The sequence below is a fragment of the Citrobacter farmeri genome, assembly GCF_019048065.1.
In the GTDB taxonomy this organism is placed as follows: Bacteria; Pseudomonadota; Gammaproteobacteria; order Enterobacterales; family Enterobacteriaceae; genus Citrobacter_A; species Citrobacter_A farmeri.
Genome location: NZ_CP077291.1, coordinates 3,601,679 through 3,620,557, shown reverse-complemented (window position 1 = coordinate 3,620,557; position 18,879 = coordinate 3,601,679). Strand labels below are relative to the sequence as shown.

20 protein-coding genes and 2 pseudogenes are annotated in these 18,879 nt (G+C 49.3%); 15 read left to right on the top strand and 7 right to left on the bottom strand.

Translation table 11 applies throughout. The features are described from left to right. Positions 1 to 187: 187 nt before the first annotated feature. The 10 genes and pseudogenes from I6L53_RS16990 to I6L53_RS23660 all read left to right on the top strand — a co-directional run bounded on the left by I6L53_RS16990 (position 188) and on the right by I6L53_RS23660 (position 6,952). Positions 188 to 1,063 (top strand): GTPase family protein, encoded by an 876-nt coding sequence (locus tag I6L53_RS16990; RefSeq protein WP_042324706.1) that lies wholly within the window; start codon positions 188 to 190, stop codon positions 1,061 to 1,063. 309 nt (positions 1,064 to 1,372) lie between these two features. Beyond that, on the top strand, positions 1,373 to 1,837 hold the full coding sequence (locus I6L53_RS16985; protein ID WP_042324704.1) for a hypothetical protein: 465 nt from the start codon (positions 1,373 to 1,375) through the stop codon (positions 1,835 to 1,837). 101 nt (positions 1,838 to 1,938) lie between these two features. Then, positions 1,939 to 2,412: a hypothetical protein gene (locus tag I6L53_RS16980; protein ID WP_042324702.1), complete on the top strand. Its 474-nt coding sequence runs from the start codon at positions 1,939 to 1,941 to the stop codon at positions 2,410 to 2,412. Between the two features lie 120 nt (positions 2,413 to 2,532). Next, a complete protein-coding gene (locus I6L53_RS16975) occupies positions 2,533 to 3,354 on the top strand; it encodes a DUF932 domain-containing protein (RefSeq protein WP_042324700.1) in 822 nt (273 codons plus the stop codon). A 30-nt stretch (positions 3,355 to 3,384) separates the two neighbouring features. After that, positions 3,385 to 3,828, top strand: coding sequence for an antirestriction protein (locus I6L53_RS16970; protein WP_042324698.1), 444 nt, complete (start codon positions 3,385 to 3,387; stop codon positions 3,826 to 3,828). Positions 3,829 to 3,840: 12 nt separating this feature from the next. Continuing rightward, the gene (gene radC, locus I6L53_RS16965; protein WP_042324696.1) at positions 3,841 to 4,383 is read left to right on the top strand and encodes a RadC family protein; all 543 of its coding nucleotides are present in this window, start codon (positions 3,841 to 3,843) and stop codon (positions 4,381 to 4,383) included. 10 nt (positions 4,384 to 4,393) lie between these two features. After that, positions 4,394 to 4,735 (top strand): type IV toxin-antitoxin system YeeU family antitoxin, encoded by a 342-nt coding sequence (locus I6L53_RS16960; RefSeq protein ID WP_042324694.1) that lies wholly within the window; start codon positions 4,394 to 4,396, stop codon positions 4,733 to 4,735. Between the two features lie 20 nt (positions 4,736 to 4,755). Beyond that, positions 4,756 to 5,124 carry a TA system toxin CbtA family protein gene (locus tag I6L53_RS16955; RefSeq protein WP_042324692.1) on the top strand — a complete coding sequence of 123 codons (369 nt, stop codon included), beginning with the start codon at positions 4,756 to 4,758 and terminating at the stop codon, positions 5,122 to 5,124. Positions 5,125 to 5,852: 728 nt separating this feature from the next. Continuing rightward, positions 5,853 to 6,569 carry a YebC/PmpR family DNA-binding transcriptional regulator gene (locus I6L53_RS16950; protein ID WP_042324690.1) on the top strand — a complete coding sequence of 239 codons (717 nt, stop codon included), beginning with the start codon at positions 5,853 to 5,855 and terminating at the stop codon, positions 6,567 to 6,569. Between the two features lie 159 nt (positions 6,570 to 6,728). Further along, positions 6,729 to 6,952, top strand: a pseudogene (locus I6L53_RS23660) (hypothetical protein). 128 nt (positions 6,953 to 7,080) lie between these two features. On the opposite strand, the gene dgcJ reads toward I6L53_RS23660, so the two are convergent. Both dgcJ and I6L53_RS23840 read right to left on the bottom strand, forming a co-directional pair. Then, a complete protein-coding gene (dgcJ, locus tag I6L53_RS16945) occupies positions 7,081 to 8,655 on the bottom strand; it encodes a diguanylate cyclase DgcJ (RefSeq protein WP_232231109.1) in 1,575 nt (524 codons plus the stop codon). Positions 8,656 to 8,790: 135 nt separating this feature from the next. Next, positions 8,791 to 9,048 carry a phosphorylase family protein gene (locus tag I6L53_RS23840; RefSeq protein ID WP_072015757.1) on the bottom strand — a complete coding sequence of 86 codons (258 nt, stop codon included), beginning with the start codon at positions 9,046 to 9,048 and terminating at the stop codon, positions 8,791 to 8,793. A gap of 209 nt (positions 9,049 to 9,257) precedes the next feature. On the opposite strand from I6L53_RS23840, the gene I6L53_RS16935 reads away from it, so the two are divergent. Beyond that, the gene (locus tag I6L53_RS16935; protein WP_232231108.1) at positions 9,258 to 10,154 is read left to right on the top strand and encodes a PHP domain-containing protein; all 897 of its coding nucleotides are present in this window, start codon (positions 9,258 to 9,260) and stop codon (positions 10,152 to 10,154) included. 102 nt (positions 10,155 to 10,256) lie between these two features. On the opposite strand, the gene I6L53_RS16930 is transcribed toward I6L53_RS16935, so the two are convergent. Next, positions 10,257 to 10,571, bottom strand: coding sequence for a PTS sugar transporter subunit IIB (locus tag I6L53_RS16930; RefSeq protein ID WP_042324686.1), 315 nt, complete (start codon positions 10,569 to 10,571; stop codon positions 10,257 to 10,259). A 527-nt stretch (positions 10,572 to 11,098) separates the two neighbouring features. After that, complete coding sequence (locus I6L53_RS16925; protein ID WP_042324682.1) at positions 11,099 to 12,025, bottom strand: nucleoside hydrolase; 927 nt, start codon at positions 12,023 to 12,025, stop codon at positions 11,099 to 11,101. A gap of 147 nt (positions 12,026 to 12,172) precedes the next feature. Here I6L53_RS16925 and I6L53_RS16920 point away from each other — a divergent pair, with 147 nt between their 5' ends. The 3 genes and pseudogenes from I6L53_RS16920 to I6L53_RS16910 all read left to right on the top strand — a co-directional run bounded on the left by I6L53_RS16920 (position 12,173) and on the right by I6L53_RS16910 (position 14,838). Further along, positions 12,173 to 12,853, top strand: coding sequence for a Crp/Fnr family transcriptional regulator (locus I6L53_RS16920; protein ID WP_042324681.1), 681 nt, complete (start codon positions 12,173 to 12,175; stop codon positions 12,851 to 12,853). A gap of 107 nt (positions 12,854 to 12,960) precedes the next feature. Next, positions 12,961 to 13,803 (top strand): annotated as a pseudogene (locus I6L53_RS16915) (class I SAM-dependent methyltransferase); the annotation flags it as partial. Between the two features lie 144 nt (positions 13,804 to 13,947). Next, on the top strand, positions 13,948 to 14,838 hold the full coding sequence (locus I6L53_RS16910; protein WP_042324677.1) for a LysR family transcriptional regulator: 891 nt from the start codon (positions 13,948 to 13,950) through the stop codon (positions 14,836 to 14,838). A 4-nt stretch (positions 14,839 to 14,842) separates the two neighbouring features. Here the strand turns inward: I6L53_RS16910 and I6L53_RS16905 are convergent, their stop codons facing one another. Continuing rightward, positions 14,843 to 15,250: a cupin domain-containing protein gene (locus tag I6L53_RS16905; RefSeq protein WP_042324872.1), complete on the bottom strand. Its 408-nt coding sequence runs from the start codon at positions 15,248 to 15,250 to the stop codon at positions 14,843 to 14,845. Positions 15,251 to 15,759: 509 nt separating this feature from the next. Between I6L53_RS16905 and I6L53_RS16900 the strand changes: the two genes are divergently transcribed. Beyond that, positions 15,760 to 17,313: a peptide MFS transporter gene (locus I6L53_RS16900; protein ID WP_042324674.1), complete on the top strand. Its 1,554-nt coding sequence runs from the start codon at positions 15,760 to 15,762 to the stop codon at positions 17,311 to 17,313. Positions 17,314 to 17,474: 161 nt separating this feature from the next. Here I6L53_RS16900 and I6L53_RS16895 read toward each other — a convergent pair whose 3' ends face one another. Continuing rightward, complete coding sequence (locus I6L53_RS16895) at positions 17,475 to 17,930, bottom strand: hypothetical protein (RefSeq protein ID WP_232231107.1); 456 nt, start codon at positions 17,928 to 17,930, stop codon at positions 17,475 to 17,477. Between the two features lie 221 nt (positions 17,931 to 18,151). Further along, the gene (locus I6L53_RS16890) at positions 18,152 to 18,784 is read right to left on the bottom strand and encodes a LysE family transporter (RefSeq protein ID WP_042324671.1); all 633 of its coding nucleotides are present in this window, start codon (positions 18,782 to 18,784) and stop codon (positions 18,152 to 18,154) included. Between the last annotated feature and the right edge of the window lie 95 nt (positions 18,785 to 18,879).

Here is an 18,879-nt window from a genome sequence, read left to right as displayed (position 1 = left end):
AAAGTGTAACTCTCAGGGTGTGAATGACTATATCTGGCACGTAGCGGACATCTTTCAGTTCTGGACCTCACAAGTTCCTTCACGTGTTAATCTAAAATTCCAAATTATTTCAGACAGATATTATCTCACTGAATCCCGCCTTCCTTATGGATCCGGGATTTTTAATTTTTCACGCTGAGACTACTGTATGAATAAACCTGATGGCCTTCAGGCCCTTGAACAACCGCTCGCGTCGCTTCCGCACACGCTTCGCCAGCTTATTCTTAAACGTATCCAGAACCTGACCCACTACGAGCCGGTGATTGGCATTATGGGCAAAAGTGGTGCTGGTAAATCCTCTCTTTGCAACAAATTATTCCGGGGCGAGGTGTCGCCGGTGAGTGACGTGAACGCCTGTACTCGCGACGTACTGTGCTTCCGGTTGCGCAGTGGTAGTCGCAGTCTGGTAATTGTCGATTTACCGGGTGTAGGTGAAAACGGGCAGCGGGATCATGAGTACCGGGCCCTGTACCGTCGTATGCTGCCGGAGCTGGACCTGGTGCTGTGGGTCATTAAGGCCGATGATCGGGCTCTGACCGTGGACGAGCAGTTCTGGCACAGCGTGGTGCGACCTTACAGGCAAAAGGTACTGTTCGTGGTTAACCAGGCCGACAAAATCGAACCCTGTCATGAATGGGATAGCGCGATCGGCACGCCCTCGCCACAACAACAGGTAAATCTTAAAGCGAAGCAGGCTGCAATTATGGCAATGTTTAAACCGCATCATCCGGTCTGTGTGGTGTCCGCCAGCACTGGATGGGGCATTGAGGATATGGTGGAAAACATGATGTGTTGTCTGCCTGACCGCGCCACCAGCCCGGTGGTGACACAACTGCAAGGGAGACTCTGCTCAGAGCCGGTAAAGTCGCAGGCCCGCGACAGTTTCGGTGACGCTGTGGGACGGGTTTTCGATACGGCTGAGTCATCGTCGTTCCTGCCTGCACCACTGAAAACGGTGATTCGTACCGTGCGTGATGTGGTGGTGTCCGTCGCCCGTGCCGTCTGGGACTGGATTTTCTTCTGAAACCAGACTTTATACTCCTCCCGGTCAACCGTGGGCATGAGCCTCATTCACAGACCCACTTCTTTTAATCAGAACACCCCGTTGCTCCCGCTTCGTGGCACCGGATACCTGAGTCCCTGTTCTGTCACACATTTTCCCCGAAAGGGATGACAACCCTTGCTCTTATTAATAGAATGTAACGATCGATATCTATTTTATCGATCGTTATTATCGATCGATAAATAAGTGCATCTGCTCAGTCTGCAGCGCGCCTGGTACGCCGTTGCGGGCGCTGACTCCGGATTTTCTGAAATGGCTAAGGAATGAAAAATGAAAATGAGGTTTGCAGTTCTTGCGCTGGTCTTCAGCGTCAGTCTCAGTACCGCGGCCCGGGAACGAGCCGATATTCCGGCGAACACTATCTGGTCGTTTAAGGACCCTGGTGGTCGGGTTTTATGGGATGTCTGTGGCGGAAAACAAAGCTCCTGCACCATCGTGTTGGCGGCAACGAACAGGGTAGCCATCGTTAATCGTAAATCCACTAACGGCTGCGCCCTGGGGGATTTTTACGTGGTGGGCAAACCCGAAAAAGCCTGGAACCAGTACGACACGGGGACCTGCAGCAGCAATGCTTACTTCAGTCAGGGGACCATGAACAACGGGCAGTACCGGACTATCGATGTCCGTCTCAACGGGGAATTGGTTAAACGATTCCCGGTGGAATACTGGTCGCTGGTGAAATCCTTTTCAAGTAGCAACCGGCCAAAATGGAAGGACAAAACGACAGACAGATAAGAGCGTTGATGAAATGAATTAAGGTCGCCCGGGTTCCCGGAGCGCTTCAGTGCGCTCTGACGGATGCCTCTCCCTCTGATGTTAATGAAAGGAAATCACTTATGCGTTTATCTCATATCACCCTGGCGGTAGTTATGCTGGCTTCAGCCTCCGCTGTACAGGCTGTCCCCAATATGTGGAGCAGCGGCTTCGCCCAGGGGGTGACCGAATACATCATTACCAGCCCGGAGAAAGTGGTCTTTAATCTTAACTGCACTACCAGCCCCGATGAGCAGAATGTGCTGCAGCACAGCGTATACCTGACCCTGCCCGACGGTACCTTGCTGAATTCTCACGATGACGGAACCGACATCACCGTGGTGATGAATGACAGCCAGTATCCGTTACCGTCATCCCTGGGCTGGCGAAACGGTGACAATGCCTGGGTGTCATTTATTGACGCACTGGGGCAGGCAGCAAATTTCGATGTTTATGTCAGCGATAAAAAAGTAGGCACTTTCAGTCCGGGTCTGAAGAATACGCAAAAAGAACTGTCTGACCTCAGTGAATGCCGGACCACACACTACAGCGATTAATTATTCACACTTCAGACCTCTCCAGCCCGCTACGCACCAACACCAGATAGCAACAGGCCATGCTCCTTCGGGAACATGGCCTTTTTTGTTTTTATTTCATTATCAGATAAGGAGTTAGCCATGCGATTAGCCAGCCGCTTTGGCCGTATAAACCAGATACGCCGTGACCGGCCTCTGACCCACGAAGAACTGATGAGTCATGTTCCCAGCGTGTTCGGGAGTGGCAAACATGAATCTCGTTCAGACCGTTATACCTACATCCCGACCATCACCATCCTCGAAAGCCTGCAGCGTGAAGGCTTTGAGCCGTTCTTTGCCTGCCAGACGAAGGTCCGGGACCAGAGAAAGCGGGAGCACACCAAACACATGCTTCGCCTGCGTCGTGCCGGTCAACTGACTGGACATCAGGTGCCGGAAATCATTCTGCTTAACAGCCATGACGGCTCATCAAGCTACCAGATGTTGCCGGGGCTGTTTCGAGGCGTCTGTACTAATGGTCTGGTCTGCGGTCAGTCATTCGGCGAAGTGCGGGTACCACATAAAGGGAATGTTGTTGAGAAGGTGATTGAAGGGGCTTACGAAGTGCTCGGTGTGTTTGACCGGGTGGAGGAGAAGCGCGATGCAATGCAGTCACTGGCACTGCCAGAACCAGCCCGTAACGCCCTGGCGAATGCTGCGCTGAAGTATCGCTTTGGTGAAGACCACCAGCCGGTCACGGTATCGCAGTTGCTTACCCCACGTCGTCGGGAGGACTACAGCGATGACCTGTGGACCGTATACCAGCGCGTGCAGGAGAACCTGCTGAAAGGGGGATTGTCAGGGCGAACTGCTCAGGGGAAAAGCAGCCGCACCCGTGCTGTTACCGGTATTGATGGTGACGTGAAGCTCAATCGCGCCCTGTGGGTAATGGCAGAAAACATGCTCGATTTTTTGGGGCGTTAAACAACCGTTCCGGCATAAGGAGATAGTTTAATGAATACACAAAATCATCAGTTCGCGGAGCATACCGCAATTACTGCCTCAGTGGTCCCGGACGAGTTACGCATCGGCTTCTGGCCGCAGCACTTTGGCACCATCCCGCAGTGGATAACCCTTGAACCTCGCATTTTCGCCTGGATGGTTCGGCTGTGTGCCGATTACCACGGCGGTATCTGGCGCTTTTCGACACTCAGCAACGGCGGCGCTTTTATGGCTCCCGAGTCAGATCACGATGAGAAGTGGACATTGTTCAACAGCATGAACGGCAATGGCGCAGAGCTTGCCAGTGAAGCAGCAGGAATAGTCGCCTGTCTGATGACATACAGTCACCACGCCTGTCGCACCGAGTGTGATGCGATGACTGAGCACTATTATCGCTTACGCGACTTCGCGCTGAACCATCCAGAGTGCAACTCCATTATGCATCTCATCGACTGAGGAGAGCCGAGCATGAGTACCGCGTTATCCCCATTGTCATCACAGCCTGAACTCTTTCCGCTGGCGGTTATGGCTCAACATGGTTGCCTGCTTCCCGCGACTTCCGGATTGACACCCTATGCCCAACGGACCATTCGCCGGGCTATCAATCTGCTGGATAAATATCTGCGCCAGCCCGGCATATCTTTTACCTCAAGTGCTGCTGCCCGTGACTGGCTTCGGTTACAGCTGGCAGGACAAGAGCGGGAAGTGTTTATGGTGCTCTATCTTGATAATCAGCATCGTTTACTGGAGAGCGAAACGCTGTTTGCCGGTTCAGTTAACCATGTCCAGGTCCATCCCCGCGAAGTAGTGAAGTCAGCGCTTCGCTTTAATGCTGCAGCTGTCGTACTGGCACATAACCATCCATCCGGTGATCCGGAGCCCAGCCAATGCGATCGCAACATTACGGGCAGGCTTAAAGAAGCCCTGGCACTGGTTGATGTGAACACGCTTGATCATCTGGTTATCGGTTCAGATGGCATTGTGTCGTTTGCAGAGCGAGGCTGGATATGAGGGTACTTAAATGAAATCTACAGACTCAGAGAACGATTCATTTCTCCAGTGGGGGCTGAATCGTAATGTGACGCCTTGCTTTGGCGCTCGTCTGGTACAGGGGGGAAACCGGCTGCACTATCTGGTTGACCGGGCCAGCATTACCGGTGAATTCAGTAACGCAGAATCTTTGAAGTTGGATGAAGTATTCCCACGTTTTATCAGCCAGATGGAATCGATGCTGACCACTGGTGAAATGAATCCTCGCCATGCCCACTGTGTCACCCTGTACCACAATGGTTTCACCTGCGAAGCCGATACCCTTGGCAGTTGCGGCTACGTATACATCGCCGTTTACCCCACTCATCGTTAACTACTTTCACAAGAGCAAATATGAAAACTCTACCTGCAACAACTCCGCAGGCGGCGACGCTATGTCTGTCGCCCGTAGCAGTGTGGCAAATGCTGCTTGCACGCCTGCTGGAACAACATTATGGCCTGACACTCAACGACACACCATTCAGTAATGAAACTGTTATTAAGGAACATATTGATGCCGGTATCACTCTGGTCGATGCAGTCAACTTCCTGGTGGATAAGTACAAACTGGCTCGTATCGATCGCAGAGGATTTACCTCACAGGAACAAGCGCCATATTTGACCGTAACAGATATCCTTCATGCCAGGAAAGCATGCGGATTAATGAACAGTTGTTCTTATCAGGACGTAAGTAATATTGTTCTTAGCCGATCGCGTCAGTGAGAGGCGGCTTAAAGAGCTAAGAAGATTTGCACGGTCTGTGAAGAAATTGGTGAGATTAGCGACTCGATGAAAGGCTCATCGAGTCGCATGGAAAACAAGGTAGGGGCACAAAAGGGGGCATTTATAAAGATGAAACAAGAAAATAGTTATATTTATCAATGGGTATATGTGATGTATTATGTTCCTATTATCGCACCATTTCAATCAAGCAGTTAGCCCTTAAAATTCCACTCTCCTCTGAATACCAGCCGGTCATGTAAGCACTGTGCAAGCATCGGTAATGTATGCCTGTAGTCCTGACCAGCCACCAACGTTTAAACGTCCTTTGAGAACCTGAACCAGACGTGAGCGTTTTATATAAAAGGCTAAGGCGGCGCTTTGTATGAATACCATTCAAAATGGCACCCTCCAGGATCCCATTTGGCCTGCGCAATGCCAAATCCAGCATTGTCGATTACTATTTAGTGAAGGTTGTATCGAAAACTTTTTTATTTATCACTGCTGTGGTTCAATTATTAAGAATAAAAATAAATAAATCAGAATGAAATTCAGATATAGCTTATCCACAATATTAATTATTGGTGAAATTAAAGTAACACTCTGTAAAATTTGGATGTTTTTATTTCTCGTAGACGAGAATTTAACTATCATGATATAATGTGAAGGAACAATATGACAGGTTATTAACCTGTCAGTAATGTAAATAAATTTTCGAGGGGACTATTCCAGTGGGACGTAAATGGGCCAATATTGTTGCTAAAAAAACGGCTAAAGACGGGGCAACATCTAAAGTATATGCAAAATTCGGTGTGGAAATCTATGCTGCTGCTAAACAAGGTGAACCAGATCCTGAATTAAACTCATCTTTAAAATTCGTTATTGAACGTGCGAAGCAAGCACAAGTGCCTAAGCACGTTATTGATAAAGCAATTGATAAAGCCAAAGGTGGCGGAGATGAAACGTTTGTGCAAGGGCGTTATGAAGGCTTTGGACCAAGTGGTTCAATGATTATCGCTGAAACGTTAACTTCAAATGTTAACCGTACGATTGCTAACGTCCGCACAATTTTCAACAAAAAAGGCGGAAATATCGGAGCGGCAGGTGCGGTCAGCTATATGTTTGACAATACTGGTGTGATTGTATTTGAAGGCTCAGATCCTGACCATATTTTTGAAATTTTACTTGAAGCTGAAGTGGATGTTCGTGATGTAACCGAAGAAGAAGGAAACATCGTTATTTATACTGAATCGACAGATCTTCACAAAGGCATTGCAGCTCTAAAAGCTGCCGGGATTACTGAATTTTCAACAACAGAGCTGGAAATGATTGCTCAATCAGAAGTTGAACTTTCACCAGAAGATTTGGAAATCTTTGAAGGACTCGTTGATGCCCTTGAAGATGACGATGATGTTCAGAAAGTATATCATAACGTTGCAAATCTCTAATTTTATATTAAAGAAATCTGTCATTGTGGCAGATTTTTTTAACTTGTAAATTTGCTATAGAAATTTCTTTCTGGATATTTTTTATAAAAAACAGATAAAAATTCCTGTTGCCTAAAAGAAATTGCATTATTTTCAGCGAGCTGGTTGGAGTCACTCTTTGTGGATAATCCCATACTTCAGAAAACCATTATTATCTTTATTCTTGTCTTGTGGGTAATAGATCAATTCAGGACAAAGAAAAAAAACGTTCTGACCCCGCTATCGAAGACGCTGATGCCAGAGAACGTCATGAATGGCGCTATCTCCGATGGGGATTCCGGGCAATACAAGTGGCAGCGACAGTGTATATCTTTGTTCAGCTGATTCAGTTCTTACTGAGATAGATGCCACAGGCCAGCACTACTGGACAGAAACACCTGACTGCCCGGACTGACTGCCGTTGCACTATCGTTGATAGCCGCTGTGAATGTCCCTTGTGCGCCAGAAGCGGACAATAAAAACGTCCGCTGGCTTATCGGCGTTCCTCGTATTTACTGCGTTTATGCTGATAAAGTAATTCATCGGCTTTCAGCATCGCCACTTCCAGTGTATCTCCTGGCAGTAGCTGATAGGCTCCCCAGGAAAATGTGACCAGTTTATTCGGATCAATCGCGAGTAATTGTTCCTGGGCACGGGTAATAACATCGCGGGATTTATTCAGAGAATAATCAACAAGAACCAGACAGAACTCATCCCCCCCAAGCCGTATGCCATAGTCACTTTTACGAATGGCATTCCCCAGTGCCTGACCCAGTGTTTGTATCGCTTTATCACCCATATGATGACCAAGAGAATCATTGATTTTTTTGAGACCATCACTGTCAATGGCGATAACCGTGACCGGAATGTTTTTGTCAATAAGTGAACGAATTTTTTGTTCCAGTTCCGCTGTAATGACTTTTCGGTTATATAAGCCGGTCATCGCGTCCGTCACATTATCCCTGGAAAGCAATTCCTGTCTGATTAACTGAACACGGGCATAGCGGCATAATAGCCAGGTTCCGGGGATGTAAAGCACTAATAACCATAAATTGGTCATGATGACATAGATAGCATCCAGCTTCACATGGACGGTGTTGTACCGCGTGAGTTTATCTTCGCCACTGATTAAATCATACGATTTAATGTGCGGTTTATGGAAAAGAATACGCGCGCCGGTTTCGTTATCAGTAACATATAAAGAAAGGAACTGCCATAATAAGGGACGGTCGACCGTTTTAAAAGAAATCACAAGATCGTTAATATTGATGTCGGTGATCAAAATGCCTTTCACTTTATCGCCCAGAAATACCGGCGTAAGCATGCTGATGATGTTATTACGCGTATACCCATCCTGATAAATATGAGACAGCGTACTTTCCCCCTTCAGTAGATCATTCAGAGCATTGTCATCAATGGAAATGGTGTGGGCACTGCGCGCGATATTGATAGCGCCATTATTGCCAACCAGCCAGTTGTTAAACGTGTAGTTTTTTGTATTAACCAGTTGATTAATATAAATATAATTATAAGAAAGATCTATGTAGTACCGGATGTTCCTGAACCTGTACCCCGTATAATTTGAAAAACTATACTTCGACAAAGCTGCGCTCTCCGCCGTGTGAATAACCGACAGCGCGCTAATATCACCCGCCCATTTTTCACACGACTGATTTCGGGTTTGCAGGGTGCCGCTCAGGTTGGTCAATTTTTGTGCCAGTAGATTGAATCCGTAAATACCACCTTCTTTTTCAAGAGACTGGCAAATTACAGTCCGTTCGTTACTGGCCGCAGGCGCACCCACTGTTCTGGTGTAAAACGCACGGGAAAGTCGTGTGGCAATACTCTGGTTAATGGATTCTTCATGAAAAAGCGCCGATTTACCGTTTTCAGCGACATACCCCAGGTAGTTCTTTAACTCGTGTACCTCACGGACAACCAGCGCAATGAAAAGTACGGTGGTGCAGGCCACGATTAAAAAAATAGCACTGATATACTTTTGTCTGAACAAGATGGATAATTCTCTGTTGTCCCACCCGGAAATGACCGTCAGTATAGCATTGATCAATATATTCTGGCCTGCTCTGTGAGAGTAATGATGCCTCCCGCCATCCTGATGTAGAGACGTTCATTGAGCGGGTAAAGCAGAGTTGCGTCTTTCACCCCAGCAGGATTCTACTGGGCCAACTGGCCAAACTACGGTTTAATCATTAAAAATGGAGTCAAAGTATCTTCTTAAGACAATGATAGATTTTTTTCCTGCACGCTGACAATTTTTCTCAAATACCTCATTGCCACTCTCCTTTGGGATGTCACTAATTGTTCGAATTGCTGAAAATGGGATGCGATTTACATAGCAAACATGAGCAATACTTGCTGTCTCCCTATCCACACATAAAGGATTGCATGACGCTATAATTTCTTCACGACCTTGATTATCTATATAAGGCGACGACGTCAAGAGCTAAATAATTTCCAACGGTGTTATTCCTGCTTATTAATCATACAATGATTGAACGTAAACCCGATCTCGGAACACTTGAAATGTGATCGGGTTACAGAAGATAAGCTCATTTTCAAACTCAGAATTATCGCGCTTGCCGCACTGTATTAATCTCTCGACCAATCATATAGTGCTATGCAGTACATGATTATCAGCTTAAGGAGAAGATGATGAAACGTATTGATTTGCACATGCATTCGGTATACAGCGACGATGCGGATTTCCCCGTTAGCGACCTGCTGACCATGGCGAAAGCGGCGAACCTGGCGGCGCTGGCAATAACCGATCACAACTCGGCGCGATCCGTTGAAGAGGCCATTCGCTATGGTAATGAAAACGGCGTGAGCGTGATGACGGGGATTGAAATTGATTGCTCGTTCGCGGGCAATAACTATCATCTGCTGGGCTACGGTTTTCGTCGTGATTGCCGGGATTTTGACGCCGTCGAGCAGAATTTCCACCATCTGGAAAGTCTCGCGACGCCGCTGAAACTGGCGAAGCTTCAGGCTCTTGGTTTTCAGCTTGACGTCGATCGCTTGTATACCATGGCGGGCGATCGCGTTCCGCAGGAAGAGCAGATGGCGGAATTGATTTTAGAAGATGCGCGCAATGCGAATCATGAGCTGCTGGTGCCGTACCGGTCCGGGAATCCTCGCAGCGATATGCCGTTGATTAATTTCTTCTGGGATTTTTTTGGCCGCGATAAACCCTGCCATGTGAAGGTTGAACTGCCTCCAATGGCGGAGATGGTGTCGATGATTATCGATAACGGAGGCATCCCAGTGATTGCGCATATCGGTGCCAACGTAAAGGAAAAGCCTCTGTCAGTCATTGAGCAAATGTTGCCGCTTGGCGTGCAGGGCGTGGAGGTGTTCTCCAGCTATCATGATGAGGCGCTTTGTCGCGAACTCTATCAGTTCACGCTGGATAAAACGCTGTTGGCCACCAGCGGCAGTGATTTCCACGGCAAAAACAAACCCAACATCAAGATGGGTAGCAGCCAGCCATGGGCTGCAGCGCTGCCGAAAACCCTTGAAGTTCTTGAAAAGGTAACGCTTTATTAGCGTCTGACAAACCCGGTGTAACGTATCGGGTTTTCTTTTTGTTTGCCGTTCCAGCCGTTCGTATTCATAAGAGGGGCCGCAAAAGAATTGCGGCCCCAGGCGTCAGGCTGCCAGCTCAGGCATTTTCTCCTTCACAAAATTTAAAACTTTCTCGGCGTCCAGCGACGCATAGGGCAGGCTTTCAATAATGGCGATCGGGCGCGCGTTTCCGACAATGTCATAAATCTCAGAGAGCTTGTATTGAATATGCGGCGCAATGAGAAAACCGTCGAAAGCGGGAGCGACACTGGCGAAATTATCCAGTCCCACCGCGCTTATCATGAGAGGATAGCCGTTGCTATCTGTCAGTACCTGCATCTTTTTGGCAAGAGAATTTGCCGTATTCCCGAACAAACAACATATCAGAAGCTTTTTCATATTTTTGACCTCCTGAAAACGGTTCATAGAATAGGACTAGCCATGCTTAAAAAATGAGCGTCACATCTTATTTGCAAGACAAATATATTCCTGTGTTGGCTGCGCAGACCTGAATTTCTTCCCCCGCTCAAGGGGGGCTACACTTAAGCGAAACTGAGTTCCGAGCGCTTCTGGATTCATGAATCAGGCTCATAAGGCCATGCCAGTGGATACGCTTAACGTCTCTTCGTCTTAACGCTATTCTGCACCACGCATCAGTCGTTGTCGGGTTTCATTGTCAATAAAGCTGGCTTCCAGTGCGTGTTCGCTACAGCGATAGAAATCCGCCAGAGGAGCCACCTTGCGTAAGAAATGAGCAAGATCGCCACACTTCGTCGGGGCAATAAAGATCCTGGTAAAGTCCTCCAGCGTGATTCCTGGGCAAACTTGTTTTATATAATGCAAGCTCAGGCAGGTATCCAGGTGAACATGAAGTTCGACCTTCTTAATATTTTTCGGGAGAATGTCATCAGAATACCTCGCATCCATTACGACAATAAGGAATAAAGTTTTTGCTTGAACATGCCCGATTTTATGCGGGTGATAATTCTGGCATTGACGGGCAGACCGGTCAGTTGCGTCGAATCGATAACGAAGTGTCCGTAGGATTTATCATTTTTGTATTCGATCCACGTATGAGCCTCAAAGGAGGAATCAATAATTTCCGGGTATAGCGCCACTGCCATCGTGGTGGGATCGGGCAAATCAAAGCCGATTTTGTTCATACGACTTGCATTGAACGCCATTAGCGTCTTGTTGCAGCGGACGGAAAATCGGCCTAACTCGCTGAGCTCATTTAAAAACACAATATCTTTCTGATTGATAAAAGCCTCGCCCATACCAATTTCCCAGCCCACCACGGTTAACGGCAGCCCCGATTCAAGCACCAGGTGTACCGCTTCGGCATCCACGTAGAAATTAAACTCCGCTAAAGGGGTGATATTGCCAGGGGTGAGTCCGGCACCGCCCATCACATAAACATGTTTTATTTTCTGCACCAGTTCTGGCTCTTTTAAAATCGCCATGGCGAGATTGGTCAAAGGGCCCAGCGTGACAATTTCCAACTGACCATCAAAGCGGGTGGCAAATTCAATGATCGCATCGACAGCATGCATTTTTTCAACCCTCAGAGAGGGCTCGGGGAGTGCCATATCACCCATCCCATCCTCACCATGAATATGGTGCGAGTAATAACGTTCCCGGAACAGAGGTTTTGTCATGCCCGCGTAAACAGGGGGAAAATATGTGTCGCTTTTCTCCACGCAGATCAGTGCATTTTTGACACACTGGGGTAAGGGGCAATTACCGGCAACGGTGGTAATCGCTTCAACTTGAATATGAGAGGCTCTTAATGCCATCAAAAGGGCTACCGCATCATCAGAAGCGGTGTCGGTATCTATCAGAAAATGTCTCATCGCAATTACTCCGTTGATTATGTCCAGTAACGTTAAAATGCGCAGAGTTGGCGATAACAAAAAGGACATATGTCCTTTTTGTTATCGCCGCGTTCATTTTATTGTGCTATCCCATGAAAGGGAGACAGGAAAAGGGCGGAGGGGAAGATGAAAAATATCAGCGACAGTGCCTTAAAAGAGCGATTTATTTTAGCGCACGGGTTATCTGCCGTACTCAACGCTTCGCTGTTAGCCGCATTGCGTCTGATTAAAATTGACGCCGGGGAATATCTGACGACGCAAAGTACGCATTTGACACATCTCTTTTTCCTGGTTGACGGTAAGCTGCAAGTCGAACGCCAGAATCCAAACGGGACTCATGGGGTCTATTCTTTTGAAACCGCTTTTTCGGTGATCGGCGAACTCGAACTTTTCTCAACAAAACAAAGTAAAGCCCTCAGTGCCGTCCAGGCATTATCGGACTCTCTGTTACTTTCCCTTCCGGTTGAGGCAGTAAGAGAGAACGCGATGAGCGATCCCGCTTTTCTTCTTTTTATGTGTCAGAATTTAAGTCATAAGTTACTTAATACTTCACTGCTGCATTCGGTTGGTGCGATTTCGGTGGAATCTAAATTGCGTCAATTCTTATTATTCAAAACGCAAAGCGAAGGCGTAATGATTCAACTGGAGAACAGGGAGTCGCTCGCCGCCATGTTGGGCGTTTCTGTCAGACAACTCAATCGCACGCTGATAAAACTTGCGCAGCAGGAGATTATCCAATACAAAAATAAATCCCTGAGGATTATCAATCCTGTCCGCTTATCCGATTTTCCTGCCGACAAAATCTGAACCGGGATCGGGGAATGTATGACCGAGAGCATGACATAATGCTCTCGCTGTGAAGGAAGGCTGGAATGCTATTTCAGCCAATATACACATTACGATGAGATCAACGGATGAATCTTCTTGAACTGACTCTTCTGAGTGGGCAATACGACGGTCATGAAACGGGCGGCAAGATCCCATGGAACGATCCGGACTTCAGCCGCAGAATGCTGGAAAACCATTTATCTCAGGAGCACGACTGGGCCAGTCGTAAACTCTCGGTCATCGAGCAGCAGGTCGACTGGATCGCCCGTCAACTTCCCGTGGGCGCAAAAATACTTGATCTGGGATGTGGACCCGGCTTTTACACCCAACGTCTCGCACAGCGCGGATTTGATTGCACTGGCGTTGACTTTTCTCCGGCCTCTGTTCAGTGGGCGCGGGAACAGGCGCAGAGCGCAGGGTTGTGCATTGAATACCTGGAACAGGACGTTCGCGACTACCTGCCTGGCGACACTTTTGATTTCATCATGATGACCTTCGGTGAAATCAATGTCTTCAGCATTGAGGATGCGCAACAGTTGGTGGCGCGCTGTGCCGCCTGGCTGAAGCCGGGAGGCTCTCTGCTGATTGAAGTGCATACTTATGACGAAGTCAAAAGGCAGGGGACGGCACAACCGTCCTGGCAGCGTTGTTCCCAGGGGCTGTTTCTTGCCGAGCCACACCTGCTGCTGAGCGAAAATAGCTGGAATGAAGAAATGCAAACCAGCACCACGACGTTCTGGGCGCTCAAGGCCGACGCCAGCGTTGTGCATTTTTGCAGTCAGACGCGTGCCTGGCGGGATGAGGAGTATCTGCAATTGCTGGCGCAGTGCGGGTTTGGCACGGCGGTTCGCGTTGCCGCTGACGACTGGCCGGTTAGTGATACCTTTGCCGGGAAGCTCTATGCTCTGATGGCCCGTCGCGAAACGACGTAAACGGCAATTTATCCGTTCTGCGACCAGAGAAACCGGATGCCCGATGGTTTACGCTGTCGGGCTCTTTTAGATCGGGAGCCTTACAATGCGGGGAGTGATTCACTATCATGCCTGAATCCCGCTACCTGTCAGGATTCGCCCATGCTTAAAGAAAACTTCAACGAACTGCAAATCTTCCTGGTTGTCGCCAGAGAGCGGAGTTTTACCAAAGCCGCTGCGAAGATTGGCGTTTCACAATCGGCCCTCAGCCATGCCATGAAAGCGCTGGAGGAACGTTTAAACCTGCGGCTTTTGACCCGAACCACCCGCAGCGTGGCACCTACCGCCGCAGGCGAGAGAATTATCGCCTGTCTTGAACCCCGTATCGCGGACCTTGAACAGGAACTGGAAGCACTCATTCAACTGAACGGGACGACCTCGGGCCATATCCGTGTATCGGCCGGGGAGCACGCGACGCGCAGTTTGCTGTGGCCGAGGTTAAAACCTTTTCTCAAGGCCTGGCCGCAAATCAGCGTCGAACTGGTGGTCGATAATGGTTTTGTGGATATCGTAGAAGGCCGTTTTGACGCCGGGGTGCGTCTGGGTGAAAGCGTCGATAAAGATATGATCGCGGTAAAAATCGGCCCGGATATGCGCATGGCGGTGGTGGGGTCGCCAGACTATTTTACTGAGCGTCCCGTGCCAGAAACACCGCATGAATTGCAGAACCATCGGTGTATCAATATGCGCCTGCCTACTGCGGGCGGTCTGTACCACTGGGAATTTGAGCGGGACGGCAAGCCGCTGCGCGTCAGGGTAGAAGGACAGTTGACGTTAAACCTGCTTACCGAACGCATCGATGCCGCGCTCTCCGGGTTTGGCCTCACCTGCGTGCCAGAGGATTCTGTCGCAGAGTACGTTAAATCCGGCGCGCTGGTGCAGGTTTTGCGGTCATGGTGTCCTGAATTTCCGGGCTACTATCTTTACTACCCCAGCCGCAAACAGCATCCGCCAGCCTTTGCGCGGATGATTGAGGCATTACGCTACCCCTGAGGCGTTAAGGTAGCTGGGCGTACGTTTCCTCACTGACCGGCTCCAGCCATTCATTTGAGGCCCCTTGTGCGGGCACCTCGATGGCAAGGTGGGCAAACCAGCTATCGGCGGCCGCGCCGTGCCAGTGTTTCACGCCGGGCGGAATATTCACGACGTCTCCGGCGACCAGAGGCTGTGCCGGTTTATTCCACTCCTGATACCAGCCGCGTCCGCCGGTCACCAGCAGAATTTGCCCGCCCTTGTGGTGGATATGCCAGTGGTTGCGACAGCCAGGTTCAAACACCACGTTGCCAATATTGACCCCCTGAGTGGACAACATATTCAGGTAACTGGTCCCCTGAAAATAGTGCGCATATGCTTCGTTTTTCGGCCCTTTCGGGAAAATGCCATTACCTTCAAATTGCGTGTTCATGATTTCTCCGGGGTTGTCAGGTTGGCGGCCCGCGCCATTATGACGCTGGCGACGGTAATCATAATCATCCGTCGGGACAGGAAGAGTGAGACGCAGTGTAGCCTTTTCATACCCGCAGATAATGGTCGCCAGCGGGATAGCCGCTATGAATGTCATTCATAAATCTCGCTCAGTGAAAAAAGACTGAAAGCCAGGTGTCGACCATTTTTGTGCTTTTGGGGATAATATTAAAAGATAACGCATTGTTTATTAATGAATTAATGAGGGATAATTTGCAGGCTTTCAAAGTCAATCTTTATCCTTGCTTATCAAACATAAAATCTACAAAACTAGACATCTATCGAGTTTTCATCTTAAAGTCCTGATGTTGGCACTAGACAAAACTGTCTTATGGTTATCAAATGGTTAAATAATATTTCACTGGATGTAAATGATTGGCCTGATATATGAATGGTCGGCGGGTAATTCAGTGGCTACAAGCAAGACAACACACCATTTCGGGAGAAATTATGCATTCCTCTGTTAATAAAAACGAAAGCCGAACGTTCTTCGGTCATCCTTATCCGCTGGGTTCACTGTTCTTCACGGAGATGTGGGAGCGGTTTTCGTTTTACGGCATTCGTCCGCTACTGATTCTGTTCATGGCCGCGACCGTCTACGATGGCGGCATGGGACTGGCGCGCGAGAATGCGTCCGCTATCGTCGGTATTTTTGCTGGCAGTATGTACCTGGCGGCGCTTCCGGGGGGCTGGCTGGCGGATAACTGGCTCGGGCAACAACGCGCGGTGTGGTACGGTTCGATCCTGATCGCGCTCGGTCATTTGTCTATCGCCCTGTCGGCCTGGATGGGTGACAACCTGTTCTTCATCGGACTGATGTTTATCGTGCTGGGTTCGGGCCTGTTCAAAACCTGTATTTCGGTCATGGTGGGTACCCTCTACAAGAAAGGCGATGCCCGCCGCGACGGCGGTTTCTCGCTGTTCTACATGGGCATTAACATGGGGTCATTCATCGCCCCGCTGATCTCTGGCTGGTTGATAAAATCCCATGGCTGGCACTGGGGCTTTGGTATCGGCGGGCTCGGGATGCTGGTCGCGCTGGTGATCTTCCGTGTGTTTGCCGTTCCTTCCATGAAACGCTACGACAGTGAAGTGGGGCTCGATTCGACCTGGAACAGCCCGGTGGTGAAGAAAAACGGCGTGGGTGGTTGGCTGCTGGCGCTGGCGGTTGGTGTTGCTATTATCGTGACGCTGATTGCCCAGGGGGTGATCGTCATTAATCCGGTTGCCGTTGCCAGCATGCTGGTCTATGTCATTGCCGCTTCTGTGGCGCTCTACTTTATCTATCTGTTTATGTTTGCGGGTCTGACCCGCAAAGAGCGCGCCAGACTGCTGGTCTGCTTTATTCTGCTGGTTTCCGCGGCGTTCTTCTGGTCCGCATTTGAGCAGAAACCGACTTCATTCAACCTGTTCGCGAACGACTATACCAACCGCATGATCGGTGATTTCGAAATTCCTGCCGTCTGGTTCCAGTCGATTAACGCCCTGTTCATCATCCTGCTGGCACCGGTCTTCAGCTGGGCCTGGCCTGCGCTGGCGCGCAAAAACGTGCGTCCGAGCAGCATCACCAAGTTTGTTATCGGTATTTTGTGCGCGGCGGCGGGCTTTGGCCTGATGATGATGGCGGCGCAGAATGTGCTGAGCAACGGTGGGGCGGGCGTATCGCCATTCTGGTTGGTGGGAAGTATTCTGATGCTGACCCTGGGCGAGCTGTGTCTGAGCCCGATTGGTCTGGCGACAATGACCCTGTTAGCGCCAGAAAGAATGCGGGGCCAGATGATGGGGCTGTGGTTCTGCGCCAGCGCATTGGGCAACCTGGCGGCAGGTCTGATTGGTGGTCACGTCAAGGCTGACCAACTGGATATGCTGCCTGATCTCTTTGCCCGCTGTTCCATTGCATTGCTGATTTGTGCGGCGGTGTTGATTGTGCTGATTGTTCCGGTGCGTCGGATGCTGGAAAATGCGCAGGTGAAAACGGAGCATAAACCGGCGGAAAATGCCTGACCGATAATCGCGATTCATTGATAAAACCGGCGACTGATGCGCCGGTTTTATTTTTCTCTCCAGCCAGAATCCTTATGTCAACAACCGGGCGGTAACATTGCGCAGCGATCTTCGGGCAATACCAACCATCGCGTGAACTTCTGTTACCCGCACGACGGGGATTACCGTGCAAAACCATTATTGATACAGATCTGCCCGCTGGTGCGCAGAGTAAAAGCGATGGTCTCGGGATATTGACTGTAATAGTTATGTTCTTCTTCCAGCCCTTTTTCCTGCGCCAGTTTTACCGTTTCCAGTGAACAGGTACGGTAAATTAAATCTTTTTCCATCCGCTTCTGTTTCTCGAGTTGTTGCGCGGGAGGAAGTGCTAACCATTTCTCTGAAAGCGAATAATCGAACACCACACGCTGACCCCGGGCCTGAATGTTTTGCGCCGTAATGTAATCATCAATTTTCACGCTGGACTGGCCGCGCATTTTTTTCTTTTCTTCTGCTGCGGCATATTTTGCCAGCGCGTCACTGTCCATCCCGGCGATTTTTTCCTTATAGATCGCTACATAGCCTGCCGGCTGCTGGTAGTGGTTGCTGTAGGCTTTACGCATATCGCTGTCACTCATCGTACAGCCCGTGAGAATAAGCGGTAATAAAAGTAATGATTTATTTTTTAACATCGGATTGTTCCCATTTTGCCTTTGGATGAATAATAAAACCCATTTCTCTCTGCGTTAAATTTATTTAAGGGAGAGCGGTTGTTTTTCGGGATAATAATGTTTTACAGCAAAGGGAAGAGTGGAGGCAAATGCTGTCCCCTGAAACTACTTTATTTCAGGGGGAGGGGTTAGCGATGGGTAATTCCTTCGTAGATTAAACGTAACGCCAGCATGCCAATAATTGCCCCGATGATTCGACTGGCGACGCGCTGTATTCTTCCGTATGCCCGACGCACGGCTGGCAATGAAAAAGCCTGACTCAGAAAGACGCGCCAGATAACCGAAGAGAGCACGATCCCGGCCCAGGCCATCATCCTTGCCCACATGGGCGTGTCGGCACTCAGCGTTACGGAGAAGATACTGATAAAAAACAGGACAGTTTGTGGATTTGACAGATCGGTCAATAAGCCGCGACGAAAGAACACTGTCCACGGCGCGCTAACGGGTTGCTGAAGCGTCGGCATCTGCGGGGTGGCCTGGTGGCGAATGCTGTTCCAGGCAAACCAAAGCAGATACGCGCCGCCGCCAATTTTGATCACCGAAAATATCGCCTCGCTCTGGGTAATCAACGTCGCCATTCCAAACAGTCCGAGCCCGGAATAGATCGCATCACCTGACGCCACCCCCAGACCGGTTAGTACGCCTGCGCGCCGTCCGGAGGCCAGACTGGTTTGCACGACCACAAACAGATTGGCGCCTGGGTTGAAGAAGGTTAAGACGAACAGGCTGACGGTGAGGAAAACTGCGTGCAGAGGTTCCATAAACCACATTTCCCTGAATGAGATAAAGTAACTTCATCTTATTTATCACAAAAGCTGGGGGATGCGAATGGGATCACAAAGGGAGAGTTGGGGGA

What these genes read in the sequence shown, in the direction of transcription:
- I6L53_RS16990 (WP_042324706.1), top strand. Translation starts at nt 188, where the DNA reads ATGAATAAACCTGATGGCCTTCAGGCCCTTGAACAACCGCTCGCGTCG.
- I6L53_RS16985 (WP_042324704.1), top strand. Translation starts at nt 1,373, where the DNA reads ATGAAAATGAGGTTTGCAGTTCTTGCGCTGGTCTTCAGCGTCAGTCTC.
- I6L53_RS16980 (WP_042324702.1), top strand. Translation starts at nt 1,939, where the DNA reads ATGCGTTTATCTCATATCACCCTGGCGGTAGTTATGCTGGCTTCAGCC.
- I6L53_RS16975 (WP_042324700.1), top strand. Translation starts at nt 2,533, where the DNA reads ATGCGATTAGCCAGCCGCTTTGGCCGTATAAACCAGATACGCCGTGAC.
- I6L53_RS16970 (WP_042324698.1), top strand. Translation starts at nt 3,385, where the DNA reads ATGAATACACAAAATCATCAGTTCGCGGAGCATACCGCAATTACTGCC.
- radC (WP_042324696.1), top strand. Translation starts at nt 3,841, where the DNA reads ATGAGTACCGCGTTATCCCCATTGTCATCACAGCCTGAACTCTTTCCG.
- I6L53_RS16960 (WP_042324694.1), top strand. Translation starts at nt 4,394, where the DNA reads ATGAAATCTACAGACTCAGAGAACGATTCATTTCTCCAGTGGGGGCTG.
- I6L53_RS16955 (WP_042324692.1), top strand. Translation starts at nt 4,756, where the DNA reads ATGAAAACTCTACCTGCAACAACTCCGCAGGCGGCGACGCTATGTCTG.
- I6L53_RS16935 (WP_232231108.1), top strand. Translation starts at nt 9,258, where the DNA reads ATGATGAAACGTATTGATTTGCACATGCATTCGGTATACAGCGACGAT.
- I6L53_RS16930 (WP_042324686.1), bottom strand. Translation starts at nt 10,571, where the DNA reads ATGAAAAAGCTTCTGATATGTTGTTTGTTCGGGAATACGGCAAATTCT.
- I6L53_RS16925 (WP_042324682.1), bottom strand. Translation starts at nt 12,025, where the DNA reads ATGAGACATTTTCTGATAGATACCGACACCGCTTCTGATGATGCGGTA.
- I6L53_RS16920 (WP_042324681.1), top strand. Translation starts at nt 12,173, where the DNA reads ATGAAAAATATCAGCGACAGTGCCTTAAAAGAGCGATTTATTTTAGCG.
- I6L53_RS16910 (WP_042324677.1), top strand. Translation starts at nt 13,948, where the DNA reads ATGCTTAAAGAAAACTTCAACGAACTGCAAATCTTCCTGGTTGTCGCC.
- I6L53_RS16905 (WP_042324872.1), bottom strand. Translation starts at nt 15,250, where the DNA reads ATGAACACGCAATTTGAAGGTAATGGCATTTTCCCGAAAGGGCCGAAA.
- I6L53_RS16900 (WP_042324674.1), top strand. Translation starts at nt 15,760, where the DNA reads ATGCATTCCTCTGTTAATAAAAACGAAAGCCGAACGTTCTTCGGTCAT.
- I6L53_RS16895 (WP_232231107.1), bottom strand. Translation starts at nt 17,930, where the DNA reads ATGAGTGACAGCGATATGCGTAAAGCCTACAGCAACCACTACCAGCAG.
- I6L53_RS16890 (WP_042324671.1), bottom strand. Translation starts at nt 18,784, where the DNA reads ATGGAACCTCTGCACGCAGTTTTCCTCACCGTCAGCCTGTTCGTCTTA.